General features: G+C 67.7%; 26 protein-coding genes. 15 read left to right on the top strand and 11 right to left on the bottom strand.

The window, feature by feature from the left end; genetic code table 11:
• Window positions 1-77: 77 nt before the first annotated feature.
• The 3 genes from AB0L53_RS56415 to AB0L53_RS56425 all read right to left on the bottom strand — a co-directional run bounded on the left by AB0L53_RS56415 (window position 78) and on the right by AB0L53_RS56425 (window position 2,262).
• Window positions 78-785, bottom strand: coding sequence for a nucleotidyltransferase domain-containing protein (locus tag AB0L53_RS56415; protein ID WP_364014447.1), 708 nt, complete (start codon window positions 783-785; stop codon window positions 78-80).
• A gap of 97 nt (window positions 786-882) precedes the next feature.
• Entirely contained in the window at window positions 883-1,494 is a 612-nt protein-coding gene (locus AB0L53_RS56420) for an AAA family ATPase (RefSeq protein ID WP_364014450.1), read from the bottom strand.
• 147 nt (window positions 1,495-1,641) lie between these two features.
• Window positions 1,642-2,262, bottom strand: coding sequence for a hypothetical protein (locus AB0L53_RS56425; RefSeq protein WP_364014453.1), 621 nt, complete (start codon window positions 2,260-2,262; stop codon window positions 1,642-1,644).
• Between the two features lie 181 nt (window positions 2,263-2,443).
• On the opposite strand from AB0L53_RS56425, the gene AB0L53_RS56430 reads away from it, so the two are divergent.
• Window positions 2,444-2,788, top strand: coding sequence for an alpha/beta hydrolase (locus tag AB0L53_RS56430; protein ID WP_364014456.1), 345 nt, complete (start codon window positions 2,444-2,446; stop codon window positions 2,786-2,788).
• Between the two features lie 210 nt (window positions 2,789-2,998).
• Window positions 2,999-3,310: a hypothetical protein gene (locus AB0L53_RS56435; protein ID WP_358552835.1), complete on the top strand. Its 312-nt coding sequence runs from the start codon at window positions 2,999-3,001 to the stop codon at window positions 3,308-3,310.
• 141 nt (window positions 3,311-3,451) lie between these two features.
• Here AB0L53_RS56435 and AB0L53_RS56440 read toward each other — a convergent pair whose 3' ends face one another.
• Window positions 3,452-3,781 (bottom strand): hypothetical protein, encoded by a 330-nt coding sequence (locus tag AB0L53_RS56440; protein ID WP_364014460.1) that lies wholly within the window; start codon window positions 3,779-3,781, stop codon window positions 3,452-3,454.
• A gap of 1,058 nt (window positions 3,782-4,839) precedes the next feature.
• Between AB0L53_RS56440 and AB0L53_RS56445 the strand changes: the two genes are divergently transcribed.
• On the top strand, window positions 4,840-5,334 hold the full coding sequence (locus AB0L53_RS56445; RefSeq protein WP_364014463.1) for an ATP-binding protein: 495 nt from the start codon (window positions 4,840-4,842) through the stop codon (window positions 5,332-5,334).
• Between the two features lie 195 nt (window positions 5,335-5,529).
• Entirely contained in the window at window positions 5,530-6,288 is a 759-nt protein-coding gene (locus AB0L53_RS56450) for a maleylpyruvate isomerase family mycothiol-dependent enzyme (protein WP_364014466.1), read from the top strand.
• A gap of 33 nt (window positions 6,289-6,321) precedes the next feature.
• On the opposite strand, the gene AB0L53_RS56455 is transcribed toward AB0L53_RS56450, so the two are convergent.
• Both AB0L53_RS56455 and AB0L53_RS56460 read right to left on the bottom strand, forming a co-directional pair.
• Window positions 6,322-8,163: an LCP family protein gene (locus AB0L53_RS56455; protein WP_364014469.1), complete on the bottom strand. Its 1,842-nt coding sequence runs from the start codon at window positions 8,161-8,163 to the stop codon at window positions 6,322-6,324.
• 135 nt (window positions 8,164-8,298) lie between these two features.
• Window positions 8,299-9,279, bottom strand: coding sequence for a neutral zinc metallopeptidase (locus AB0L53_RS56460; RefSeq protein ID WP_364014472.1), 981 nt, complete (start codon window positions 9,277-9,279; stop codon window positions 8,299-8,301).
• Window positions 9,280-9,903: 624 nt separating this feature from the next.
• Here AB0L53_RS56460 and AB0L53_RS56465 point away from each other — a divergent pair.
• Complete coding sequence (locus tag AB0L53_RS56465; RefSeq protein WP_364014475.1) at window positions 9,904-10,773, top strand: LysR family transcriptional regulator; 870 nt, start codon at window positions 9,904-9,906, stop codon at window positions 10,771-10,773.
• Window positions 10,774-10,897: 124 nt separating this feature from the next.
• Here the strand turns inward: AB0L53_RS56465 and AB0L53_RS56470 are convergent, their stop codons facing one another.
• The 3 genes from AB0L53_RS56470 to AB0L53_RS56480 all read right to left on the bottom strand — a co-directional run bounded on the left by AB0L53_RS56470 (window position 10,898) and on the right by AB0L53_RS56480 (window position 13,537).
• Window positions 10,898-12,244, bottom strand: coding sequence for an ATP-binding protein (locus tag AB0L53_RS56470; RefSeq protein WP_364014478.1), 1,347 nt, complete (start codon window positions 12,242-12,244; stop codon window positions 10,898-10,900).
• Window positions 12,237-12,911 carry a response regulator transcription factor gene (locus AB0L53_RS56475; RefSeq protein WP_358552820.1) on the bottom strand — a complete coding sequence of 225 codons (675 nt, stop codon included), beginning with the start codon at window positions 12,909-12,911 and terminating at the stop codon, window positions 12,237-12,239. Before AB0L53_RS56475 ends, AB0L53_RS56470 begins: the two co-directional genes overlap by 8 nt.
• Before the next feature lie 197 nt (window positions 12,912-13,108).
• Window positions 13,109-13,537: a GntR family transcriptional regulator gene (locus AB0L53_RS56480; protein WP_358433625.1), complete on the bottom strand. Its 429-nt coding sequence runs from the start codon at window positions 13,535-13,537 to the stop codon at window positions 13,109-13,111.
• Window positions 13,538-13,644: 107 nt separating this feature from the next.
• Between AB0L53_RS56480 and AB0L53_RS56485 the strand changes: the two genes are divergently transcribed.
• From AB0L53_RS56485 to AB0L53_RS56495, 3 genes are all read left to right on the top strand, one after another.
• Window positions 13,645-13,836: a hypothetical protein gene (locus AB0L53_RS56485; RefSeq protein WP_364014482.1), complete on the top strand. Its 192-nt coding sequence runs from the start codon at window positions 13,645-13,647 to the stop codon at window positions 13,834-13,836.
• Between the two features lie 89 nt (window positions 13,837-13,925).
• Window positions 13,926-14,513, top strand: coding sequence for a hypothetical protein (locus tag AB0L53_RS56490; RefSeq protein ID WP_364014484.1), 588 nt, complete (start codon window positions 13,926-13,928; stop codon window positions 14,511-14,513).
• Window positions 14,506-14,649 (top strand): hypothetical protein, encoded by a 144-nt coding sequence (locus AB0L53_RS56495; RefSeq protein ID WP_358433616.1) that lies wholly within the window; start codon window positions 14,506-14,508, stop codon window positions 14,647-14,649. The genes AB0L53_RS56490 and AB0L53_RS56495 overlap by 8 nt, the downstream gene beginning before the upstream one ends.
• Here AB0L53_RS56495 and AB0L53_RS56500 read toward each other — a convergent pair.
• The gene (locus tag AB0L53_RS56500) at window positions 14,633-15,025 is read right to left on the bottom strand and encodes a hypothetical protein (protein WP_364014487.1); all 393 of its coding nucleotides are present in this window, start codon (window positions 15,023-15,025) and stop codon (window positions 14,633-14,635) included. The two genes, AB0L53_RS56495 and AB0L53_RS56500, sit on opposite strands and share 17 nt — an antisense overlap.
• Window positions 15,026-15,239: 214 nt before the next feature.
• Between AB0L53_RS56500 and AB0L53_RS56505 the strand changes: the two genes are divergently transcribed.
• Window positions 15,240-15,446: a hypothetical protein gene (locus tag AB0L53_RS56505; RefSeq protein ID WP_364014490.1), complete on the top strand. Its 207-nt coding sequence runs from the start codon at window positions 15,240-15,242 to the stop codon at window positions 15,444-15,446.
• 114 nt (window positions 15,447-15,560) lie between these two features.
• On the opposite strand, the gene AB0L53_RS56510 is transcribed toward AB0L53_RS56505, so the two are convergent.
• Complete coding sequence (locus AB0L53_RS56510; RefSeq protein ID WP_364014493.1) at window positions 15,561-16,244, bottom strand: hypothetical protein; 684 nt, start codon at window positions 16,242-16,244, stop codon at window positions 15,561-15,563.
• Between the two features lie 323 nt (window positions 16,245-16,567).
• On the opposite strand from AB0L53_RS56510, the gene AB0L53_RS56515 reads away from it, so the two are divergent.
• The 6 genes from AB0L53_RS56515 to AB0L53_RS56540 all read left to right on the top strand — a co-directional run bounded on the left by AB0L53_RS56515 (window position 16,568) and on the right by AB0L53_RS56540 (window position 24,119).
• Entirely contained in the window at window positions 16,568-19,381 is a 2,814-nt protein-coding gene (locus AB0L53_RS56515) for a polymorphic toxin-type HINT domain-containing protein (protein WP_364014496.1), read from the top strand.
• Between the two features lie 133 nt (window positions 19,382-19,514).
• A complete protein-coding gene (locus tag AB0L53_RS56520) occupies window positions 19,515-19,850 on the top strand; it encodes a hypothetical protein (protein WP_364014499.1) in 336 nt (111 codons plus the stop codon).
• A 395-nt stretch (window positions 19,851-20,245) separates the two neighbouring features.
• Window positions 20,246-20,602 (top strand): hypothetical protein, encoded by a 357-nt coding sequence (locus AB0L53_RS56525; RefSeq protein WP_364014502.1) that lies wholly within the window; start codon window positions 20,246-20,248, stop codon window positions 20,600-20,602.
• 436 nt (window positions 20,603-21,038) lie between these two features.
• Window positions 21,039-22,199 (top strand): outer membrane lipoprotein carrier protein LolA, encoded by a 1,161-nt coding sequence (locus tag AB0L53_RS56530; protein ID WP_364014505.1) that lies wholly within the window; start codon window positions 21,039-21,041, stop codon window positions 22,197-22,199.
• Window positions 22,196-23,179, top strand: a complete 984-nt coding sequence (locus tag AB0L53_RS56535) for an ABC transporter ATP-binding protein (protein WP_364014508.1) — start codon at window positions 22,196-22,198, stop codon at window positions 23,177-23,179. The genes AB0L53_RS56530 and AB0L53_RS56535 overlap by 4 nt, the downstream gene beginning before the upstream one ends.
• Window positions 23,166-24,119, top strand: coding sequence for an ABC transporter permease (locus AB0L53_RS56540; protein WP_364014511.1), 954 nt, complete (start codon window positions 23,166-23,168; stop codon window positions 24,117-24,119). The genes AB0L53_RS56535 and AB0L53_RS56540 overlap by 14 nt, the downstream gene beginning before the upstream one ends.
• Window positions 24,120-24,140: the final 21 nt, after the last annotated feature.

The raw sequence follows: 24,140 nt of genomic DNA on the forward strand, positions 1-24,140 counted from the left end.
ATCTTTCTCCGCGCCCAACACAACCAGTTCTGAGCCGCCCCGGTAGACAGCGACAGCCGTGGTCCGCAGCAGGGCGGTCAGCGGTCGGGCGGTGGGTTCCAGTGGGCGATGCGGACCTCGCGCAGCCATGCTTCGACCGTGGCGGCGTCGGGCTGGGCGGGCAGCGGCGTGGGCGCGGTGTCGAACGCCTTCTCGGTGGCCGCCAGGAGGTCGTGGGCCTCCTGGGTGTTGCCTTCTGCGACCCTTTCGCCGAAGGCGCGGATCGCCTCGGGGTCGGGGAGCCGGATCGGCAGGTGGCCGGTCTCGTACAGCTCGCGCCCCTGGTGCAGGAGGCGGGCGAGATGGCGGGCATGCTTGCTGGTCCGCTTGCGGGTGTCGGCCGAGAACGAGCCGTCGCCGCGCCGGTCGAGGCGCTGGAACTGCTGAGTGGCGTACCCGAGGTAGGCGTCGCGGACCCGCGGGCCGGACAGGAACGCGGTCCGGATGGCGATCAGCTGGTCACCGAGCGGGGTACGGGTCTCGTACAGGTCGTCGGGCAGCCACACCAGCTCCATCACGGTCGGATTGCCACCCAGCGCGAGAGAGCACCACTTGCCCACCTCGTGGAGCGACCGGTCGGGGTTGGTGTGGACGATGCTGTCCTTGGGCCGGGACAGACCGACCATGGCCAGCGTGGGGGTGGCGAAGATGCCAAGCCGGTCGACGTCGGAGTCGGGCCCGGCCAAACCGTAGGCGGTGGAGCCGACGATGCCGGCCAGCAGCACGGTGCCAGGGATGTTGGTCACGGGAGGTCCTTCGGGGGTGGTGATCGGGCAGCGCCCGCAGGTGGTGGGTGTCGTAGGAACCTCAAGGCTCCTGCCGCGGGGCCAGGCGCGCGTGTGGTCAGCGGGGGACAGGCCCGTCGAAGTGGATGCCTTCGAGGAGGTCGGCGGTCGGCCGGTCCAGGATGTGCGCGCCGGTGGCCGGGCTGGTGCGGCCGGCCCGGACCCGCCCCAGCAGCGCCTCCCAGCGGCGATTGTGCTGTGCGAACGTCCGCGTCGTCACGACCCGGCCCCTGGCCTCCTGGCCGGCCAGCGCGTCCGCGGGAGGGGCGTCGAGCAGCAGCAGGTGGAACGGGACCGCCGACCGGCGCGCCAGCCAGGCGAACCCGTGCAACACGGTGGACCCGCAGCCGCGATTGTGCGCGATCACCGCGGTCCCGCCCCGCAACGCCCGGCCGATGCGCCACACGTGCGTCGTGAACACCACCGCGGTGCGCACCGGCTTCGGCGCCCAGCCCAGACTCGTGCTCCACCGCAGGCGTGACTGCGCCGAGTCGATCACCACCACCGCGCCCGCCACGACCGGGCTGCTCTCCGTGCCGTCCAGGGCGTACAGGCGGCGCAGCAGCGTGGTCTTGCCCGCGCCGGGCAGGCCGGTGAGGATCACCAGGGAGCCGGCCGGGTAGCGCAGCGTCCCAGCGGCCTCCGGAACCGCCGGCACCGAGATTGTCAAGACCCTCACCCTCACCCCGATAAGACGGACACGTGCCTTGGTCACATTTTGCTGCACGTCAGGTGACAAGAGTGCCGCATCAGCGTCTTTATCCGCCGATCCAGGGGGATGGCGTCACAGACTGTTCCCTCGGCAGCGGGCCGAGAATCAAGGGGCATCGGTCCAGCGGCGCTTTCGCCACGGGAACGGCGCGATCTCGATGCGCGAGTTGACGGAGCCGTTCCACTTGGCCTCGACCCCGTGAGCGGTGAGGGTGTCGCACACCTCTCTTGCGATGGCGGCGCTCGCCGCTTCGCTCTTCGTCTCGTCGTCTTCGAAGGCGCCGAACGCCAGCATCAGCCCGTCGCCCTGAACCCCGGACTCGAGGTCCTGGCCGTGATAGAAGACCGCGCCGCGGGGCTTGTCCGGCAACTCCGAGGCGGCTTCGAGCGCGTCGGTCCAACCGTCGGACATCGTGAAACCCGCGTTCTGCAACGCGACGAGGCCGCGCTCGTTCAGCTCCTCGAATGCCTGGTCGATGGCGTCGTTCACGGTGGGGGTGAGCCAAGTGTCCTCACGCGCCTGCTCCTGCCGGAACAGCTCTTCCGCGTACGCCTTCAGCTCCTCCAGCAGATCTTCGTCGGTCGTTTCGTCCTCTAGCCAGTCCTCTATGTCATATTCATCGTCGAAACCGCCGAGAACTGCGAGTTCGATCTGCTCCCGTAAGAACGCGCGTTCCGCTGCCAACTCATCCGTAGCGTCGTCGGTTTCACCGTCGTCATCATGCATGCCTGGAACCTACATGATCACTCCGACGCATCTTGCGGCCGCGTGGACGGCCGGTGAATGTCGATGGTGCGTGCGGGCCGCGACGCGTACGCCGACGGTGTCCAGGAGACCGACCTCATCGGCCGGGTTCGGGCCGGCAGCGCCCAAGATGGCGGGAAAGCGCTTTCAAGGAGGGCGTCCCATGATCCGCCAGCTCGGCACTCTGCCCGCTGAGGTACGCGCCCAGCTGCTCGCCACCCCCGGTCACGTACTGGCCGCCTGCTATGAGGGCATGTACCTGGGCCCGGACGCGTTCGGCGCCCGGCCCGCGACGCGCCGCTACCTGGCCAGGCGCACCCGCCCGGTTCTTTGCGTCTCCTCGCTGAGCGAGCCGGCCGCATGGGAGTCCTCGATCCCCGCACCTTCCGGGTCGCAGATGGTCACGTGGGACGGCACCGGGCATTTCCTGCACCTGGAACGCCCCCAGGCCTTCGCCGGCCTCCTTCGCCGCTGGCTGGCCACCCTGCGCCCGCACGCCCGCGCGTAGCGCCAGGCCTTACCCGTCCGCGACGTCACTGCCGCAGCAGGGCGAAGTCGGCGCGATCGTACGCCTGCCGTTTCAGCGGCTTGGCCTCTGCGACCGGCAGCCGACTCCAGCCAGACCAGGGGTCAACGCATCTTCAACATGACCTCAACATCCCCGCTCCTACGGTCGGCGTGACATTTCGGACGGAGAAAGGGGACACGCAAGATGAGCATGAGAGGAAAGATCCGACTCGCGGCGATGGCGGCACTCGTCTCTGCCGCTCTGGTCGTACTTCCCGGCTACAGCGCCTCGGCATCGACCGAGTCGGCCGCCCGGGACGGCGCCCCCGACTGCGCCACGACCTGGACCGGACACGACTACAACAAGTGGGTCAAGGTCCGCAACGACTGCGGGCACACCATCCGTGTCAAGATCGTCATCCAGTACAACTTCGACAGTGAGTGCAAGGTGCTCAAGCCGCACAAGACCTTCCTCTTCCGGCACGGCTGGGGCTCCTACCTCGACGAAGTCAGGGCCTGCTGACCTGGCGATCGTACGAATGCCGGATTCCGAATTCCGGTACGAAAAGGTGCCTTCCACCCTGCCTCGGATGCGACCCCAGCAAGTCGCCGCCAGACAGGTTAGAAGGCACCTTTTCGCGCTATCTCATATTTCGCCGAGAAATCAGGACCGTTGCCAACCCTCGGGAAGAGGGGCCTGCTTCGCGGAAGGGGCCGCGTCGTAGAGGATGAAGAGCGCCCAGTCCCGCCCGTTGGTCGCACAGGCCGAATGGTCCCAGGTCCACCAGCCCTGACTGGCGCCCCATCTACGCTGCGCTTCGCAGGTCCCCTCGTCCGGATAGAAATTGAAGATGTACCAGACTCCCGCCGCGGCGTTCGCCTGCGTGGTGGAGGATGCGCTTTCCGCCCAAGTCGGCGCGGCCAGTGTCATGCCGCCGGCGGCGAGCGCGGCCGTGATCGCGAGCGTCGTCGCGGTTTTCTTGATTTTCCGCACTGTTCTCTCCTGAGTTTGATTCATCGGATCGAAGATCAGGGGGAGGGGTCGTAGACGACCCACAGGGCCCACTGGCCGTTGAGGGGCCGGCAGGTGAATCCAATAGCTCCGTTTTGGTGGACGTATGCCCTGCCGACTTCGGCGCAGCTGTCCAGGCTGGAATACCACCCGCCCCATTCCGTGTGGCTCTCCACCTGCGCGGGGCCCGCCACTTGCCGGCTCGCCGAGCTGCTCTGTGCCGCGAATGCGGGGACCACGGGAGTCAGCGCCAGGCCCAGGCCGACTACGCCGACGGCTATTCGCCTCGCCATGCGATTGTGCATACTTCATCCCTTCTTCTGGATCGAAAACCCTTAGACGGGGACGGAGACGCTGAGACGGTCTCCGACCGGCACGGGACTCGTACCCGGAGCGATGATTACGGACAGTCCCTGACAGTGCGTTCCTTGGTAAACGGTGACAGCGACATTCGTGCGATTTGTGACATTGTTGAAGGCTGATGTGGTGCTGTAACAACCGGCCGTGGGATTGTTATACACGATTCTTTGTCCGGCGGGCTGATGGATAAGAACCAATGTTCCCGTGGCGGCGTTCGCCGGTGCCGCGATGAGCGCCATGCCTGCGACCAGTGTCGTCATCGCGAGTAACCGTGCTGTCGTTCTCAATGCGACTCTCCTTTTGTCGCGAATCTCCAAGGGATTTCGAGGCTGCGGACATCATGCTCGCCGCTTCGGCTTTCGTATCGCTGGCGTGGCGCTGACATGTCCTTGTGGAAGGAGTCAGTGCGGCGAAAGGGGATCAGCGTGCGGTGCCATGGACCGATCGGACGGGCCCGGCTGCGGCTGGGGGCGGGGCTTGCCGGGCAGGCCGTGATGGAGAGTCGCCGTGTGTAAAGGCCGCCGGGTCGCGGTGCGCGGCGGGCAACGTTGCGGGGCGGGCCACTATGTGCGGCGGGTCGCGGTGCGCGGGGGGCCGGCGAAAAACGATTTTTCAAGATCCGCCTTTTTTGACCTCTCTTCCGTACACGTTTCGACAGTTGAACGCGGAAGGAGAAGCCAATGTCCCCACTGCGATCCGTCCCGCGAACACACCCCGAGCATGCCTGGCCCCTGCGCGAAGACGTGCAGGCCGTCCGGTATGCCCGAACGGTCGTCCGTGACGCGTTGACCGGACTGGAACTGAGTCCCGATCTCGTCGATGACGCCGTGCTAATGGCCAGCGAATTGGTGACAAATGCCTTTCTGTATGGAGAGGCGCCCTATGAGCTGGTGCTTCACGCCGATCCCGAGGAGATCGTGTGCATGGTGGTGGACTGCGGTCCGCCGCTGCCGGTGACCCGTGTGGTCGACGCCGACGCCGAGCGCGGGCGGGGGCTGTGCATCGTCGCCGCGCTCTCCGAAGGCTTCTGGGGATGCCATCCCCAGAAGTACGTCACCAGTCCGGGGCGTATCGGGAAGGCGACATGGTTCGCGTTGCCGTACCGGCGTCCGAGGATGCCGGCCATACGGCGGGGCGGGCTGTTCGCCGGGAGAGGGCCCGGAAGCGCCGCCTAGCACCTGACGCCGGAGCGGGAGAGGAACGGGCGCTGTGGGGGCGCCTGTTCGATCCGCGAGCTGTTCACAACGACACACCGCTGGCCTAAGGCGATACGCCGCCGACCAGGCAGGGCACGCTGCTGGCTGATATGGCGACACGCCGCCGGTTTAATGCGATGCCGTGTGCCGGCAATGCGTGGTTGGGTGGGTGCCATGGATGCCCCTCGCTTGCTGGCCTGTCTGGCCGACGAATACGGCCTGTTCAGAGCCGCAGCCTCCGCCGCGCCGGACGCGGCGCCCGTGCCGAGCTGCCCGGGGTGGACCGCCGCCGATCTGGTCGCCCACATCACTGAGGTCTACCTGCACAAGGCCGAGACGATGCTGCGCGGGGAGTGGCCGACGCCATGGCCGCCCGACCTGTCCGGTGAGGAACCGTTCGCGGTGCTCGACCGGGCCTATGCCGAGCTGATGGCGGAGTTCGCCGCGAGGGCCCCGGACGACCACGCGCTCACCTGGTACGAGCCCGACCAGAGCGTCGGGTTCTGGATCAGGCGCATGGCCCAGGAGACGGTGATCCACCGCGTCGACGCCGAACTCGCGGCCGGCTTGCCCGTGACGCCCGCGGCCGACGACCTGGCCCTCGACGGGGTGGACGAGGGGCTCAAGGTGATGCTCGCGCACGAGTTCGCCCATTACCCCGAAAGCTTCGCCGAGGCCCTGCGCCCCGACCTCAAGGGGGCGATCGCGGTCGTCGGCGGAGAGCGCGCCTGGCTCGTACGGGCCACGCCCACCGAGATCACCGTCGCCGACGAGACCGCCGACAGGGCGGTCGAGCAGGCGCGGACCGTCGTGTCGGGGGCGCCCGACGAGTTGCTGCGCTGGGTGTGGGGCAGGGGCGGCGAGGTGTCGGTCACCGGCGACCCCGAGCAGGTCACCTACCTGCGCCGACTCCTCTCCCTCGCGACCCAGTAACCCCAGCGACCCGAGTGACCCGGGCGGCGGGGCTTACAGCCCGCAGAGCTCCGACAGGCTCTGGGCGGTCTTCTGGCTGTTCTGGGTGGGCGTCTGGGTCGGCTTGGCGGCGGCGTACGAACGAGTCGGCTTGGTCGTGGGCGTCCCGGGCGAGGACGTGACGTCAGCCGCCTGCGCGCTCCGAGCCGGCCGGACCGAGTCCTTGATCGCCTTGTCCGCGGCCCGCCTGATCTTGAGCCAGTCGGGACGCCCCGACAGGAACTCCGGCGGTACGAACTGCAAGCTGGTGATTTTGGCGCTCTTCACCTTGACGGCCAGCGCCACGAGCGGCTCGACCAGCTCCTGCGGGATGTTCGTCTGCGCGAGCCGCTTCGTCGCATCGGCGATCTTGCCGAAGTTCAACAGGATCTTGTCGGGCGTCGCCTGCTGCGCGAACGCGCCGATGACGCAGCGCTGGCGGGCCATGCGCGAGAAGTCGTCGCTGTCCACCCGAGACCGGCCGTACCACAGGGCCTGCTCGCCGGTCAGCTTCTTGTAGCCCGCCTTGATCGTGCCCGCGGTGCCGAAGTGGCCGCCCCACTTGATGTCGCGCTCGACGCGGATCTTGAGGCCGCCGATGGCGTCGACCAGGTCCGCGAAGCCGTACATGTTCATCATGGCGTAGTAGTCGATCTTCAGGTTGAGCGTGTAGCCGATGGCGTCCATCAGCGCGCGCGGGCCCCTGTTCTTGCCGCCCATGATCTGCGGGTTCTCAGTGGCGTACTGCCAGACCTCATTGAGCAGGCCGCCGTTGGGCAGTTCCGCCATGAAGCCGTTGGGGAACTGCTTGCGCAGCGGCGAGGTCGTCGGGAAGCGCACGTGCTGCAGGTTGCGCGGCAGGCTGAACAGGACCGTCTTGCCCGTCGCGATGTCCACGCTGGCGATCGTCATGCTGTCGGTGCGCACGCCGGTACGGTCGCCGGCCGCGTCGCCGCCGATCAGCAGGAAGTTCACCCGGTCCTTGCCGTTCCAGGGATCGTCCTCCTTGATCGGCGCGACACTCGGGTCCGTGCTCAGGGCGATGGGGACGAAGATCTTCTGGGAGGCGTTGCGGAAGGTCAGCACGGTGTTCGCGACGAAGGCGAAGGGGGCCATGACCGAGACGCAGAGCACGCCGACCACGATGCCGGAGACGATCTGGCCCTGCTGGTGCAGCCGGTTGGGGCCGAGCGCCACGTACGACAGCACGATGATGGCGAACCAGGCCAGTGCGAGCACAGCGGCGATGACGATGACCGTCAGCTGCATGTCGGCGCCGACCAATTGGGCGATGTTGTCCTTGTTGCGCGTCAGCCCGTACGCCAGCCCGGCGAGCAGCAGCACCACGTACGCGCCGAGCAGGATCAGGCCAGTACGACGACGCCCGGCGCGCAGGTGGGCGGCGCCGGGGACGATGGCGGACAGCAGGGTCCAGCCGAGCAGGCCGCCCGTGGAGAGCGGCTTGGCGAACTGCGGCGCCGCCGAGCCCGCCCGCGGCCGAGGCTTGGGCCGCCCGGCACCGGAGGACGCGGGACCGCGAGCGCCCTTGCCGCCCCGACCCTTCCCACCCGGACCGGTGCCGCCCGGCCCGGTCCCACCGGGACCCGCCGGATGCGTGCCGGCCGGACGCGTGCCGTGGCCGCCCGCAGCTGGGGGGCCGTCCGCGAGGGCGTCGCTCTGCGGTGTGTCGTCCGCGGGGGTGCGGTTCTGCGGGATGTCGTCCGCGTCCGGCGGTTCGCCCGTACGGCCGGCGTCCGAACCCTCTCCTGGTCCGGTTTCGGACCCTGTGCCCGAGCGGCGGGGAGCGCGCCGTTTTCTGCCCTCGGGCGCGGTGTCCACCCCATCGCGCTTGCTCACACCGGCTCCTTCACACGCCTACCTGGCGAAACCCATGGTTTTTGCACCCCGTAGGGCACAAGATTGCCAGGAGTCTAGCTCCCATATAGGGACATCCAAGACATGTACCCAACCTGAGATGAACAGGCCATGACATCAGGAGGTCGTCGACGAAGCCGCCATCCAGGTGTTGCACTGGAACGCCTGGTTCCTCTCCCAGCCCTGACGGAACCACCGGTTGTTGTTCACTCTGTTGCCGTGGTCGCGGGGATATCCGGGATAGTCACCCACCTGCCCGTAGAAGGCGAAGAGGCGGGCGCGGTTCGCGGTGCTGACCGGGTAGGACGCGGCCACCGACCGCATCCACATGCCGCCGAAGCACGTCGCCTGGAGCTCCAGCTTCCTGCTCAGTGCCAGCTTGCCGCTCCGGCTGCTGGAGTCGACCGTCTGCTTCCACCAGGAGTCCATCACGCCCGAGATGTTCTGGACGTGGTGCCCGTACTCGTGGGCCAGCATGCTGATGATCCCGCCGTGCCAGGAGATGATCTCCCCGTAGCCGCGGGCGTTCCCGTTGCCCCTGGCCATGGCCGAGGTGGAGGCGTAGATGGTGTTGTTGCGCGGGCAGTAGTACGGCACCATGCTCCCCGGCGACGGGTAGTCGCCGCAGGCGCCCCTGCCGCGCGTGGCCACGATCGAGTACCTCGGCGGCGTGAACCGGATGCCCTGCCGCTGCATGATCGGCCCCCAGGCCCGGTCCATGCACCTGCCGGTCTTCAGGATCAGCGCCTTGAGCTGGCTGTGGCTGAAGATGCTCGCACCGCCCGCCGGGCAGGCCACCCTGGGCAGGGTGCCGACCCGGTAGAGGGTGTTGTTCCTCGTGCTCGTGTTCAGCGTGGGCCGGGTCGGCGTCTCGGGCTCGGTGGACCGCGTCGCCGTCGGCTCGCTCGACCGGGTCTGGCTCCGCGACTCGTACGGGGACGGCGTCCGGTCGTCGTCGTAGGTGTAGGAGGGGATGGCGACCGGCGTGGTCGTGTCGGGCCTGGACGAGCCCTTGAGCATCGCCGCGGCGATCACGATCAGCACGAACAGCGCCGCCATCGACCCGAACACCGCCCCGAGGATGCCGATCACCCCCATGCCCGACTTCTTCCGCGGCGGCGGCCCCCACGGCCCCGGCGGCATGGGCGGACGCGGGGGAGGAGGCGGCTGCTGCGGATGCCAGGCGCCGCCCTGTGGCGGCCCATACGGCCCGCCCGGCGGCTGTGGCTGCCCTTGCCCACTTGGCGGGTACGGCTGCCCCTGGGGCGGGTACGGCTGCCCCTGGGGCGGAGCCCCGTACGGCTGGCCCTGCGGAGGATACACCGGCCCCTGCGGATAGACGGGCCCCGGCGGAGGCGGCGGATAGACCGGTCCAGGCGGGGGAGGCGGCTGCTGCCCCGGATGACCGTAACCCTGGGACTGCGGCTCGCGGTGACCCGGCGGCGGCCACGGACGCGACGGTGGCCGCAGGGGCTGACCTGGCCCCTGAGGCGGGGGTGGATGCTGCCCGTTGCCTGTCACCGTGTATCCCCCTTGACTCGGTTGTCCGTAAAGGGTGACTTGGTACGTCACTGGTTGGACATTTGCCGAATTTGGGGCAGAAGCATACCGATTTATCACCCGTCACAGAAGTCGCGGTGCCCGGCTACGGTCCGAAATCATTCGAGGTGATCTCTGCTATGTCCCGGACCGCGCGGCAGCTGGTGTCCTAGCTTCTTTGACATGAACCTCCAGCAGCTCCGCTACGTGGTCGCGACTGCGGAGCACCGCACCATGACCGACGCGGCCAGATCGCTCTATATCGCGCAACCTGCGCTTTCGCGCGCGATCCGCGATCTGGAACGGGAACTCGGCATGACGCTCTTCGCCAGGTCCGGACGCGGTGTCGTCGTCACCGCACAAGGCCGGCGGGTGGTCAAACTGGCAAGGGAGGCTCTTGATGCCGTACACGAGATCGAGAGCCTGTCCAATCACGGCAGCACAGGGGAGGCGGAGCTCCGCATCGCCGCCACGCCCAGCCTCGAACCCGGCCTGGCCGGACGGCTGCTGCCCGCCTATACCGCCGAGCACCCAGGTGTCCGCGTGCACATCGTCCGTTGTGACGGCCGTGACGCCGTCGTCAACGCCATCAGGGATCAGCGGGCCGACCTCGGCCTGACCGATCTGCCCGTACCCACCGATCTGATCACCCATCCGCTCGAACGCCAGGAGATCGTGCTGATCTCCCCGCCCGGCCTCGAACTGCCCAATCCCGTGCCCATGAGCAAGCTCGACGGGATGCGCCTGGCCCTGCCCGCACGGGGCAGCGTCCGGCGCAGGGAACTCGACGCGATGTTCGGCAAGTACGCCGTCAGCCCGGTCGTCGTGCTCGAAACCGACGAGCGCAACGGCTGGCTCAACGCCGTACGCACCGGCCAGGCGTCACTGCTGTGGTACCGCGGCATGGCCGAACAGGCCGGCCGGGCTGGCCTCGTGGTGCGCTCGCTGGAACCCGCGGTCCGCCGCGTCATCGCCGTCGTGCACGCCCGTCGCCGCCTGCCGCTGATCGCCCAGGACTTCCTGGCCGCCGCCGAAAAGGGCAGCGCCGCCTGACCCGTCCTGAGCACATCGCCTTCGGCCGCCGCCGCGCCCGGCCGGAAGCGAGGACTCACCCCCGCACGAACCCCCCGCACGAACCGCACGAACCCCGCACGCACCCAGTGCGCGAACCCCCTCCTCACCTCGCCACAGGCAACCGCACGACCGCACGCAGCCCCGGTGCGGCGTCCTCCAGATGCACCCCGCCCCCGTGCGCCCGCACGGTCTCCCGGACGATGGCCAGGCCCAGCCCAGCGCCGCCCTCGTCGCGGCTGCGGCCCGAGTCCAGCCGGGTGAACCGGTTGAACACCCGCTCGCGATCCTGCTCGGGAATGCCGGGCCCGTCGTCGGTCACCGTCAGTACCCCGTCGGCCGTCAGCGCCACCTCCACCTTCGACGAGGTGTGCCGTACGGCGTTGTCCACCAGGTTCGTCAGCACCCGGCTCAGGTCCAGCGCGTCGCCGCGGACCACGACGGGATCGCACACGGTCAGCCGGGCCTCCCCGTACCTGTCGACGGTCTGGCGCACCACCTCGTCGAGATCGACCGGCTCGCGCCTGGCCGGCACGCCGCCGCGCTCGTCCAGGCGGGCCAGCGCCAGCAGGTCCTCGGCGAGCCTGGACAGCCGCATCGCGTCCTCCATCACGCCCTCGGCCGTCTCCGGCCAGTCCTGGCCCTCCGGATGGCCGAGCGCCACCTCCAGCTGCAGCCGGATGCTGGCCAGCGGGCTGCGCAGCTCGTGCGCGGCGTCGGAGACCAGCGCCCGCTGGCGCTGCTCGGCCTCCTCCAGCCGGGCCAGCATGTCGTTGAGCGTGGTGGCCAGCGAGTGCACCTCGTCACGCGACTCGGGCACCGGCAGCCGGCGCGACCTGGCGGTGTGCGTGATCTCGGCGGCGCCTCTGCGCAGCGCGGCGATCGGCCGCAGCGTCCGGCCGATGACCACCCAGCTGGCCACGGCCAGCAGCACGATGAGCATCGGCGTGCCGACCAGCAGCACCCGGCCGGCCGTACCGAGGCTGGTCTGGATCTCGCCGATGGGCCGGGCCGCGACCACGGTCCTGCCATGGTCGGCGCTGATGACCACCACGCGCAGTGGCCCCGAGATCGCGAACGGCCGGCCGTCCAGGAACGTGGCCTGGCCGTCGCGCAGCACCTCGGCCCGCTCCCGCGCGTCCAGCAGCGGGACCAGCCGGTCGGCGCCGTACGTGACGTCCGTGATGCGGCCCGCCGCGTCGATCACCTGCACGATCGTGCCGTCGTGGGTGGCGATCGGGCTGGTCAGCGTGCCCGCGTCGGCCTGCACCCGCACGGTCTGGGCCTGCTGCCTGGTCGAGTCGTCCACCGTGCCGATGAGGGCCCGGTCCAGGACGGTCAGCAGCACCGACGCCGAGATGGCCAGCGCGAGCGCGAGGACGGCGGCGGCCACGACCGTCAGCCGGAAGCGCAGCCCCTGGCGCCGCCACCACAGCAGCGGCGAGTCAGCCACCGTCGCCCGCCAGCCGGTAGCCCGCGCCGCGCACGGTCTGCAGGGCGTTCCTGCCGAACGGGGCGTCGACCTTGCGCCGCAGGTAGCCCACGTAGACCTCCACCACGTTCGGGTCGGTGTCGAAGGTGTCCCACACGTGTTCCAGGATCTCCGACTTCGACACCACCTCGTCGCGCCGGCGCAGCAGATATTCCAGCAGCGCGAACTCCCTGGGCGTCAGCTCGATCACCTGCTCACCCCGCTCCACCCTGCGCCGCGCGGGGTCCAGTGTCAGGTCGCCCGCCGTCAGCACGGCGGGCCGCCGCCCGGAGTCGCGCCGCAGCAGCGCGCGCAGCCTGGCCACCAGCACTACGTACGAGAAGGGCTTGGTCAGGTAGTCGTCGGCGCCCAGATCGAGGCCGTCGGCCATGTCGTACTCGCCGTCCTTGGCGGAGAGCATCAGGATCGGCACCCAGTTCTCTTCGGCGCGCAACTGCTTGCACACGTTGTAGCCCGACAGCCGGGGCAGCATGATGTCGAGCACCACGATGTCGTAGTCGCCGTGCCTGGCCGCGTGCAGGCCCTGCTCGCCGTCGTGGGCGAGGTCCACGGCGAAACCCTCGGCCTGGAGCCCCCGCTGCAGCGCGGCCGCCATTCGCCGCTCATCCTCGACGACAAGTACTCTCATGTGGCGATTCTCCCGTTCTTGCCCTGAGACAACGCTGAGAGGGCTGAGAGGCGTCTCAGCTGGTCTCAGACTCGCCTAAGGAATGTCCCCCCGTGCGCAAGAGGGCGCACGCGGCCGCATAGGTACCTATAGACCGGGGTATCCCACCTGACACAGCGCGGGCCGGTGCGCCGTCACTGGTCCCGGCCGCGTCTTCCTCAGCTCTGGCGAGCCTTGTGTCTCTTCGCGGTCAGGACCACCTCATCGGCTGGCAGCAGCCGGGTCTCCTCGCCGTCCCGCTCGACCACCACCAGGCCGACGCCCTCGTCGATGCCGAGGTCGATCCGTTCGTCTGGCGTGGTCTGCCGGAACCAGGCGCGGGCGCCTGGTTCCAACTCGATGCGGCGCCGCTCCGGCTGGGCCCGGACGTAGGAGGCTTCGCCGCGCTTGGTTGCGACGAGACCTTCCTGGCGCAGTACGCCGAGAGCTTTGCGCACGGCCTCGCGCCCGACTCCGTACTCCTGCGCCATCGCGTGTTCGCCCGGGAAGACGTGGCCGGCGGCCAATTCGCCAGTGCTGATCATTTCGCGCAGGCCGGTAGCGACCTGGATGTAGACGGGTACGTGCGAGCGCACATTGATCTCCACAGAGGTGAGGGTATAGACACACAGACATATTGTTATCTTGTACACGTGTGCGCATAGACACATATACAGTCTGTTTGCCTGTACGTACATGTGATAGCTTCGACGCCATGGCCAATGCTTCCGAACCGGCTCCGTACGTCCCCGACTGCGAGATCGTGAAGTTCGGCGACGGCGCGCTCTTCGTCACCCACCTGGACTCCGGCCGCGTGCGCACTGCGCAGGCTGACCGGCAGGCGCTCATCGTCGGCACCGGGCTCGCCATCGCGTGTACATGGCGGCAGGCGGTCGGGAGCCGCTGATGTCATCGAGCCCGTCTGGCGCGCGTCACCGCGTTGCACGCCAGGCATCCAACGGGCGCGGCGGTGACACCGTTCCAGACGGGGGATCCATGGTGATCGCCGCTCAGGCAGTCGTGCCGTACGTCACCGCCTACAGCGAGGAGACCGTCGCGCTCAACCTCACCTTCATCAGGGATACGTGGTCATTGAGTGGGGTGCGGCTGTCCTACACCGACCCCACGTCGAGCGACTGGGACATGGGCGTGATGTGGGCCCGGCAGAAGACGCTCCGCCGCGGGAAAGTCCTGTACGACGAGCTTCACACGTTGCGGCAGAAGGAATGCATGCTGAGCAGACTCTGCCAGGTGTGTCAGGGGCCGGCTTCCGACCCGGACACTGGGCTCCTCACGTGGGTTTTCCACGTTGAGCCGCCTGCCGCTTCTGGACGCCTCAGCAAGCCGCCCATCTGTCGAGGCTGCCTGCCGGAAGCGATCACCGTATGCCCGTACTTGCGCCGCGAGGCCCATGTGTACGGTTCGGGCGATTATTGCGTGTGGGGGGTGAAAGGCCTGGTCGTATCCCCGGGTCGTCAGCCGGTCCTGCGGGACGTCCCACGGGACGACCTGCACACGCTGGCGTTCACCTTTGCCCGGGCCTTGGTAGTGCACGTGTCCGAGCTGCGGCGCGAGAATGTCTAGCAGCGAAATCTACGCGCTGACCGTGATAGTCACTGCCGTCGTCGGCACGCTGGCCACCGTCGCGATGGTCTTGATCTACGACCCTCTAGTCAACGGCCTGCGCTGGCTGCGGCGGCGTATCACCGGCCGCACCTAGACCGCCCGGCCGCCATGCGATCCCCAGCCCACAACTTTTCGATCACATGGACGAAGTCGATGACAATGTGCACGCTGATGTCGCGGCGGGCGGCCTCGGCGTCGATCAGATTGAGCTGGTGGCGGGCTCCGTCGACGAGTACGACCCAGGGACGGGCGTGCGTGGGGTCGCGGGTCTCGGCGTGGTCGAAGACCTTGGCGATCACAGTACCGGGGTCGGTGATGATGGAGCCGCACAGCCACTTGCGCTCCGCGCGTGGTCTGGCCCGCGGTCGGCACTGCCCGGCTCGTCTGCCCGGGGCGGCGATCACATCGTGGGGGCGCCGGGGCGCGGGTTCGGCGTCGTAGACCACGCCGAGCGACACGGGGGTGAGCATGAGGGGCGTACGGCCTGGTGGGGGACCATGTGGGCGTTCGTAGTCATGGACATGCTGTCGGGCTTGCTCGTTCCGGCCGGGCAATCATGAGCGGTGGGTAGGGTCGGGCCGACCGCAGCACCGCTTCCCCCTGTCGCCCGGCCGAGTCTGCGGGCGAGGCTGATCGGATGAGGACCGCTGTGATCGTGGTTCTGGACGCCGAGGCCGCGCGGGGGTGCAGGCGAACATCGCGCTGGTCCGGTTCACCCCAGATGCCTGCGCCCTCAAGCCTCTCGGATCCCGCCTGGCCGAAGCCCTCAACGCACTGATCGCTGCCGCGATCGGCGCGGCCCGCGTTCTGAGTCTGCATGAGACGCCACTCTGGTCGATCATGGCCATGATCGCGGGCGGCCACCTGCTCATCGCCCCTCGCGGAAGCTGATCAAACCGCCACCCGTCGCTGCCACCTGCCCGCAACCCGGCGACAGCATGCCCACGAATCTTCCGCATGACCGTGAGCCTCACCGGTTTGACGACGTGTTCTCCATCATGAGCATCACGGCGACAGGGTGTCCACGGGCTCGCGCGCACACCTCCGACCACTGCCTGAAATGCCGGAATCTACATGCCCATCACGAGTGGCGCCGTCATGGACGCAACGAGTGTCCGGCAACACCTGGGCCACGAGGTGTTCGATCTGCCGTTTGCCGATCACCTGGCCGCAGCGCGCGCTGATCGCCGCGTACGCGGTGTCGAACGAGCCACGCACCGTCTCGACCACCGCCAGCTTGGCCAGCCCGGCCGAGTGCCGCACCGCCGGCAGCGACAACGCCGCATCCGCCGGATAGACGTTGCGAACTGCCGGAGTGCGCCAGGCACACCGGGTGACCGTCACCGTCCCGACCACGGTGGCCAGCAGGCGGTGATGCCCCATCTCGACCCGTCGGCGCACCACGCCGTCAGGCGCGGCCAGCCCGGCGCCGTCGCGGCGGGCGGCCAGAACCGCCTGCTGCTCACGCCACGCCCGTAGGTCCAGGTGCGCCTGCAGGAGCTGGCGCAGCAGCTCACGCCCCTGCTCGGCGATGGTTTCCTCCAGCTGATCATGCGTCAGCGACGCGGCCCGCGCTGACAACCGGTCCTGCTCGGCCTCCAGCCGTGACTCCAAAGCGGCGATCTGCTCCCGGATCTCCTCAATCCGCTGCAGGACCACAGCCTCCCGCCGCGCCAACTCCTCCAGCAACGAACCCACCGTCACCACCGCCTCACACGCCTGCACCCACGGTAGAGGGCGGTTCCCCGATCAAACAGTCGCGGCCATAAAAGCCCAGCTCAGAAACTCACTCAGGACGAGCTGCGGGGGCAGGGCTGCTCAACCCGGCATTGACCTCGCTGCCCCAGTGGTCCACCAGCGTTTACGACGGGCTGGGCAGGGCGACCGCTCAAATCGACATGTCCACGACCACCGAGTTGCGTCGTAGTACCACCACCTACTTCGGGGACCGTACCGAGACGACCCCGCCTGTGGGCGGTAAGACGGTCTCCCATGTTGATGCAGGTGACCGGGTGACCAAGGCGGAGGAGTGGGTGGACAGCGCCACCCACTACGGCACGCGGTACGAGTACGACATCGACGGCCGCCTGACGAAACAGATCGACGCCAATGGCAACGTGCGCACGTTCACCTACGATCTGCGCGGACAGCGGATCGCGGCGACCGACCCAGACGCCGGCTCGTCCAGCCAGGGCTACGACGCCGCAGGTCGACTGGCTTGGACCGTGGACGGGAACGGCGCCAAGGTCTCCTTCAGCTACGACGATCTCGGCCGGAAGACCGCCATTTGGCAGGGTGAACCGCACACGGGCACGAAACTGGCCGAATGGGTCTACGACACCTTGGCCAAGGGACAACTGACCTCAGCTACGCGTTTCCACAACGGAAACGCCTATGTCGATCGAGTGACAGGGTATGACAGCCTAGGGCGGCCGACTGGGTCTGTGCTTTCCGTTCCTGAGGCGGAAGATGCGCTGGCCGGCGACTACCAGTTCTCCGTGAATTACCACCCCGGTGGCGGAGTCGCCACGTACACCATGCCCGCTGCCGGAGGGCTGCCGAAGGAAACGCTCACCACCACACTCACGGATCAGGGGCTGGTGAACGGGCTGACCTCGGACTGGGATGGTGGCTTCACCTACGTCAAGTCCACCGGGTATTCGCCGACCGGCCGGTTGATCGAGCGGCAGTACGGCGCGACCGGGCAGGTCAAACGCAATCTGACGTGGGACGCCAAGACCGGCTGGTTGTCGCAGATGACCACTACGGTCAAGTCCGACACCAGCTCACCGCAGGTTGTGCAGGACGACCGCTACACCTACGACCTGGCCGGGCAGATCACCCGCATCCTGGACGCCGCCTCAGCGGTACCGGGGCAGACGGCCGGGCAGTCGGAATGCTTCAACTACGACGGGCTGTACCGGTTAACCGGGGCGTGGACCACCACCAAGGACTCGTGCGCGAGCGGGACATCCGACAGCCTCGGGCTCGACCCGTACAACCAGTCTTACAAGTACGACGCGGTCGGCAACATCACCAGCGTCACCGACAAGGGGCAGACCAGCACCTACACCTACCCAGTCCCGGGCGCGTCGGCCGTCCGGCCGAACGCGGTGACCAGCATCAACCGCCCCAATGAAACCAACAGCTATAGATACGACAACGCTGGTCAACTGACCAACCGCACTGTCGGCGGGGTGAATGGCACCTTCGCATGGAACGCCCTGGGGCAGTTGGAACAGGCGACCATCGACGGAAAATCCACCAGCAACGTCTACGACGCTGACGGTGAACGCCTGATCCGCCGCGATCCAGACGGCACAACTCTCTACCTGGGCTCAATGGAGCTTCGCCTCGTCAACGGTCAGGTGATGGGCACCCGTTACTACGAGGCAGGCGACGGCAGCCAGGTAGCGACGCGCGCGTCGGGAACCTTGTCCTGGATGGCCGCCGGGCTGCACGGCAGCAACCAGATGTCCATCGACGACACCACCGGACAAGTTCGTCGTCAGCGCTATTTCCCCTTCGGTGACCAACGCGGCCGGGATGAACTGCCCTTCACCGATCTTGGGTTCCTTGGTAAGACCGAGGACGCCAGTACTGACCTCGTCTACCTGTCCGCCCGTTTCTACGACGCCGGCATTGGCAAGTTCATCTCCGCCGATGCGCTGCTGGATCTACGGAGGCCGCAGTGGGCCAACCCGTACAGCTACGCGGGTAACAACCCGATTGGGTATTCGGACCCCACCGGGCTCGCTCCGACCTGCGACACCCAGGCGGAATGCGACAACAATGCTCAGGCCGAGTGCGAGAAGAAGAACAAGGTCAAGTGCGCTCAGGACCAGCTGGCACGTGAGAAGGCGGAGGCCGAGCGGTACTGGCAGCAGTTCATGGACGCGCTCTTCGACCTCGCCAAGATTGCTGCAGATGAACTCGGTATCACGGCTGGAATCAAGTGCTTCACCACAGGAGACTTGTCAGCCTGTGGCGATACCGCTCTTAATATCCTTGGGTCCTTGGTTGGCGGCCTGGCGGGCAAGCTCGCAGTCAAGTATGCCCCTCCATGGAAGTGGAGCAAGGCAGTAAAAATCGGCAAGGAAATCCTCGCTAAGGGTGGCCGCGCCATGCGCGCCTTGGACCGCTATCTTGATTCCAAAAAGCGCATCCAAGCCGCTGAAAAGAATGTTAAGCAGGTCGTCAAAGCGTGCAACAGCTTCGTTCCCGGCACGTTGGTGCTCATGGCCGACGGCACTCGCAAGTCAATCGAAGATGTTCAGATTGGCGATCGGGTAATTGCCGCCGACCCCCGGACCGGTAGAGTATCCGCTAGACCTGTTATTGCACTGATCACGGGCGAGGGAAGTAAAAACCTCGTACAGATCACGATGGACGTTGACGGCGATGAAGGCAACGCCACAGGAGTGGTGATCGCTACTGACGCGCACCCCATCTGGGTCGCGAACGTGCGGCGATGGGTGGATGCGGGAAAGCTCCGTCCTGGGATGCTCCTCCGGACGGCTTCCGGCGTCCATGCACGAGTCGTCGCGATCAGCACCTGGACGGCAATCCAGCAGGTGTACAACCTGACCGTCTACGATCTCCACACCTATCATGTGGCCGTAGGCGGGGCGGATGTCCTGGTTCACAACGCTGGTTCGCCTGGCTGTAATGGCACATTCGAGGCCAGCCCAAAGCATGGTATGACTCAGCGGGGACCGCTGCGCCTGGGCCGAAAGATGGGCAAACGGCACTGGATAATTCGGTCGGCATTGGCGCGAACACAACTCGCCGTGTTGGCGTGGACAAGGCTAATGGCGAGTTCGTGATTTTCGATGAGACGCACCCCGGGCAGAGTATCTTCCATGGTCATGTGCGGAACTGGAGTGAGCTCTCACAGCAGCAACAGAACGCGCTCGTGAAAGCCGGCCTTGCAACGAGGCGGGGAAGGATCCTCTGATCATGAGATATGAAGAGCCCCGTGTGGGACGACGTGAAGACTTGGCTGCGGCCCTCACAAAGGGAGATGTAGATGGCATCTGTAGGGCCTTGGTTTCACTGTCCTTCTATGACACGGACTGGAAGTGGGTTGAGGGCGCTTGCCTCTCTCTCCTATCGAACAGCGATGCAGCAATAAGGCAGGTGGCGGCAACCTGTCTTGGACATGTTGCAAGAATTCATGGACGAATAGATAAGGATGTTGTTATTCCTGCTCTCATGGCCATGCTCGATGATGAGCAGGTTGTCGGGGCGGCAGAGAATGCCTTGGAGGACATTTCCATATTCGTACACGAATAGCTCTTATTGAAAGCTGGAATGCCTTCTCTATTCTTGGGCAGGCGTTTTACGCCGACGATGACAGCTAGGTATGAAGCGGCAGCAGCCGGCAGTCGCCTTTTGCGTGGCGGGCGTGACGAAGCTGGGCTCAGTACTTCTCCAGCCTCGAAACTTGGCCTACCCGGGCCTCGAACGCTCCAGTGAGGCCGTCGGCATCAGTTCGGGGGCAGTGTTCCTGACGGCCGGAAGGCGGGTTGAGAACAGCGCCGGTGAGGTGGGCGCGGGAGAACCGCGCATCCAGTGGGATGCGGGCGTGCTCGTTCACTCTGGGCATGCCTGGCGGCGAAGGCGGGGAAGGACACCACGCTGCGTAAGCTGCTCGCCGACAAGCGATTCAAGAAGTAAGAGAGGTCCGCATGGAGGGGTCCACAGCGGAGGAGCGATTCCGGAAGGACAGCCGTGATCTGGCGGAGATAGGTTGCCAGGTGCGGGCGCAGTTGCCGCCCGTGACGGTTCGCCTGCCTGCGGAGCTGATCGGCAGGGCTCGTGCGGCGTGGTTCCGGGACGAGGACGAGGAGCTGCCGGACGAGGATTTCGAGGATTGGCTCATGAGGTTGCTGGCCGGTGAGCTCGCTCTCATCGGTCTGGCCGCGGGCGACCTTACGGAGTCCGAGGGCGGCGAGGTGGTCATCCGGCTCGATGCGCGGCAGGTCTCGCACGCCCTGTTCGCTGCGGGCCTTTGGGAGGACCGCCCTTGGCGGGCGGACCCCTGATTGCTTTGTACTGCCGCGGATCTGGCACGCGCCCACCACCAATCAGGAGGACCGGAAGAAAATCCTGCGCATCCTCATCGAGAAGATCACCACGCGATCGTTGAGAGGGGAAGCGGACGCCCCATCCCCATTCGAGGGGAATCCCCCCGGTACGCGATCGGGAAGCCGTCCTAGACGAAAGTTCTGATCGCATCGCGGAGGTTTCGGGCTCAGTCAGAAGGTCCCGCTTCCGCGTGGAACTTCGGGGACATCCCCACAACGACCAAACCGTCCAACTACGTTGGGTTGAGTCCACACGGGAAGCAGCGCTTCTACCGGCGGAAACGCGTCCGCGCTGAGAGCCGTCTCAGCTGGTCTCAGGCTCGCCTAAGCATGCATGACGCAGGCTCTGGTCATCGACATACCGTTAAGGAGTGAGATGCGCAGAGGAACGTTCGTGAGATGGGGAGTTCCGATCGCGGCCGCGGCCGTGATCGCCGGAGCCATGGGGGCCGGTCCGGTCATCGCCGCGGTCAGCGGCGATCCGGTGCTGCCCGAGCGTACGGCGCAGCAGTTGCTCGCCGACGCCGCGGCGGCCACCAAGGACAAGGCCGGCCCGCCGCCCATGTCCGGCACCGTGCAGCAGACCGCTTCGCTCGGTCTGCCCGCACTGCCCGACATGGGTGGCGCGTCGCCGCTGAGCCTGCTGTCCGGCTCGCATGAGGTGAAGGTCTGGTACGGCGCCGGCGACAAGCTGAGGGTCGCCATGCCGACGCAGTTCGACGAGTCCAACCTGATCGTCAACGGCGACCAGGTCTGGTACTGGGACAGCGGCGACAACACGGCGACCAAGATCAAGATGGCCCCGGGCGCCGCCGGGAAGCCGCACGAACTGCCCACGCCCGGGCCGGCCGAAGTGACCCCGCAGCAGGTGGCGGCCAAGCTCCTGGCCAACGCCGACGAGCACACCGCCATCCGGGTGACCAACAACGCCCAGGTGGCCGGCCGTGCCGCCTACCAGCTCGTGCTCGCCCCCAAGGACGAGGGCTCGCTGGTGCAGGAGGTGCGACTGGCGCTCGACGGTGAGACGTACATGCCGTTGCAGGTCCAGGTCTTCGCCAAGGGCTCGGCCGAGCCGGCCTTCCAGGTCGGCTTCACCCAGGTGACCTTCACGCCGCCGGCGGAGGAGAACTTCGCCTTCACCCCGCCCGCGGGCGCCAAGGTGAAGGAGGAGACGCTCGGTGCCGGTGGCGACGCCGAGCACGCCGAGCAGCAGGCGGAGTCGGCCAAGGAGGCTCGCAAGGACACGAAGGTCGTCGGCGCCGGCTGGACCAGGGTCGCGGTCCTGCCCGCCACGCTGGCGGACCTGACGGCCAAGCCGGCCGAGACCCCGTCCGACGGCAAGCCGGGCAGCCACTGGAAGGGCGGCTCGGAGGGCGCCGACCCGAGCGCGCTCGTCCAGAACGTGCTCAAGACGGCCACCCCGGTCAGCGGCACGTGGGGCTCGGGCAAGCTGATCAAGACCAAGCTCGTCACCGCGCTGCTGACCGACGACGGCCGGCTGCTGGTCGGCGCGGTCACGCCGGAGGAGATCACCAAGGCGGCGGGCACCAAGTGACCGTTGTCACGCATGAAGCGGGGGCGCCCTTCGGGGCGGCCCCGCCCTCCGGCGACTCGGCGATCGTCACCCAGGGCCTGACCAAGCGCTTCAGCGGCGGCCAGGTCGCGGTCGACGCACTGGACCTGACCGTGCCGCGCGGATCGGTCTTCGGCTTCCTCGGGCCCAACGGCTCGGGCAAGACCACCACGATCCGCATGCTGCTCGGCCTGGTGGCGCCCACGGCCGGCGAGTACTCCGTGCTCGGCCTGCCCCTGGCGGACGCACTGCCCCGGGTGGGGGCGCTGGTCGAGGGGCCGGCGTTCTATCCGTACCTGTCGGGCGAGGCGAACCTGTACCGCTTCGACGCCGCCGACCCCACCGCCCCCGGCCGTACCGCGAAGACGCGGGTCGCCGAGGCCCTGGAGCGGGTCGGCCTGTCGGCGGCCGCGGGCAAGCGCTTCCGCAACTACTCACTCGGCATGCGCCAGCGCCTGGCCATCGCCGCCGCCCTGCTCGGACCCCGTGAGCTGCTCATACTCGACGAGCCCACCAACGGGCTCGACCCGCAGGGCACCCGCGAAGTGCGCGCGCTGGTCAAGGAGATCGCCGCCGACGGCACCACGGTCTTCGTCTCCTCGCACCTGCTGACCGAGGTCGAGCAGATGTGCACGCACGCCGCGATCATGCGGGCCGGCAACCTGGTCGCCCAGGGCACGATCGCCTCGCTCAACGGCGGCCTCACCACCCGCGTCAGAGTCGAGACGCCGGACGTCGCCGATGCGGCGCGGGTGCTCGGCACGCTCGGCCTGGCCGACGTGCGCACGCCTGACGAGGGCGTCGCGGCGGTGACGGCGGACCTGGGCGCGCACGCGCCCGAGGACATCAACGCGACGCTGGTACGGGAGGGCGTCGCCGTGCGCGGACTGGCCGTCGTACGGCCGAGCCTGGAGGACGTGTTCGTGGGACTGACAGGGGAGGGATTCGATGTCGACGGCTGAGACGCAGGAGCGCCGGACACCGGGGCTGGTGCCGGTGACCGAGACGATGCGCACCGCCGAGCGGCGGCCGTCCTCGGCGCCCGGTTCATCCGAGCCGTCCGAGCCCGCCGGGCCGCCGGTGCGGCTGGCGTCGGCGTTCTGGCGGCTGCTCGGCTCCGAGCTCGGCCTGACGTTCCGGCGGCCACGCAATCAGGTGATGCTGGCCGTCCTGGCGAGCGTGCCGGTGCTGATCGGCATCGCGCTGCGCATCGCCAGCGCCGACGAGGCGGTCGGCGGGCTCATCGGCGCTGTGGCGGGCAACAGCCTCATGCTGACCTTCGCCTCGTTCTCCTTCCTGGTGCTGCTGCTGATGCCGATCGCGGTGAGCGTGGTCGGCGGCGACTCGATCGCGGGCGAGGCGGGCGCGGGGACGCTGCGCTACCTGCTCGCCGCGCCCGCCGGCCGGACGAGGCTGCTGGTCGTGAAGTATCTCAACGCGGTGGTGTTCGGCTACGCGATCACCGTCGTGGTGGCGCTGTCGGCGCTCGTCACCGGGCTGATCCTGTTCCCGGTGGGGCCGGTGACGCTGCTGTCGGGCAGCACCATCTCGGTGGCCGAGGGCCTGCTGCGGATCCTCCTCACCGTCGGGTACGTGGGCGCGGGCATGGCGGCACTGGCGGCCGTGGCGGTGGCCCTGTCGACGTTCACCGAGGTGTCCATCGGCGCCATCGCGGCGACGATGGTCCTGATCATCGTCACCCAGGTGCTCAGGGCGATCCCGCAGCTCGAGGCGATCACGCCCTACCTGCTGCCCAGTTGGTGGACCAAGTTCGACGCGGTGCTGCGCAGTCCTATCGACTTCGCGGGGCTCAGTCAGGGACTGCTGGTCTTCGGGGCGTACATCCTGCTGTTCGGCTCCATCGCGTGGGCCCGCTTCTCGGGCAAGGACATCACCTCCTGAGCGGTCCGGGCCGGTGAGATC

It is taken from the genome of Nonomuraea sp. NPDC052129 (genome assembly GCF_040680095.1).
Lineage (GTDB): Bacteria > Actinomycetota > Actinomycetes > Streptosporangiales > Streptosporangiaceae > Nonomuraea.

What these genes read in the sequence shown, in the direction of transcription:
- AB0L53_RS56425 (WP_364014453.1), bottom strand. Translation starts at nt 2,262, where the DNA reads ATGCATGATGACGACGGTGAAACCGACGACGCTACGGATGAGTTGGCA.
- AB0L53_RS56430 (WP_364014456.1), top strand. Translation starts at nt 2,444, where the DNA reads ATGATCCGCCAGCTCGGCACTCTGCCCGCTGAGGTACGCGCCCAGCTG.
- AB0L53_RS56435 (WP_358552835.1), top strand. Translation starts at nt 2,999, where the DNA reads ATGAGAGGAAAGATCCGACTCGCGGCGATGGCGGCACTCGTCTCTGCC.
- AB0L53_RS56445 (WP_364014463.1), top strand. Translation starts at nt 4,840, where the DNA reads ATGTCCCCACTGCGATCCGTCCCGCGAACACACCCCGAGCATGCCTGG.
- AB0L53_RS56450 (WP_364014466.1), top strand. Translation starts at nt 5,530, where the DNA reads ATGGATGCCCCTCGCTTGCTGGCCTGTCTGGCCGACGAATACGGCCTG.
- AB0L53_RS56460 (WP_364014472.1), bottom strand. Translation starts at nt 9,279, where the DNA reads ATGGGGGTGATCGGCATCCTCGGGGCGGTGTTCGGGTCGATGGCGGCG.
- AB0L53_RS56465 (WP_364014475.1), top strand. Translation starts at nt 9,904, where the DNA reads ATGAACCTCCAGCAGCTCCGCTACGTGGTCGCGACTGCGGAGCACCGC.
- AB0L53_RS56475 (WP_358552820.1), bottom strand. Translation starts at nt 12,911, where the DNA reads ATGAGAGTACTTGTCGTCGAGGATGAGCGGCGAATGGCGGCCGCGCTG.
- AB0L53_RS56485 (WP_364014482.1), top strand. Translation starts at nt 13,645, where the DNA reads ATGGCCAATGCTTCCGAACCGGCTCCGTACGTCCCCGACTGCGAGATC.
- AB0L53_RS56490 (WP_364014484.1), top strand. Translation starts at nt 13,926, where the DNA reads ATGGTGATCGCCGCTCAGGCAGTCGTGCCGTACGTCACCGCCTACAGC.
- AB0L53_RS56495 (WP_358433616.1), top strand. Translation starts at nt 14,506, where the DNA reads ATGTCTAGCAGCGAAATCTACGCGCTGACCGTGATAGTCACTGCCGTC.
- AB0L53_RS56500 (WP_364014487.1), bottom strand. Translation starts at nt 15,025, where the DNA reads ATGCTCACCCCCGTGTCGCTCGGCGTGGTCTACGACGCCGAACCCGCG.
- AB0L53_RS56520 (WP_364014499.1), top strand. Translation starts at nt 19,515, where the DNA reads ATGAGATATGAAGAGCCCCGTGTGGGACGACGTGAAGACTTGGCTGCG.
- AB0L53_RS56525 (WP_364014502.1), top strand. Translation starts at nt 20,246, where the DNA reads ATGGAGGGGTCCACAGCGGAGGAGCGATTCCGGAAGGACAGCCGTGAT.
- AB0L53_RS56540 (WP_364014511.1), top strand. Translation starts at nt 23,166, where the DNA reads ATGTCGACGGCTGAGACGCAGGAGCGCCGGACACCGGGGCTGGTGCCG.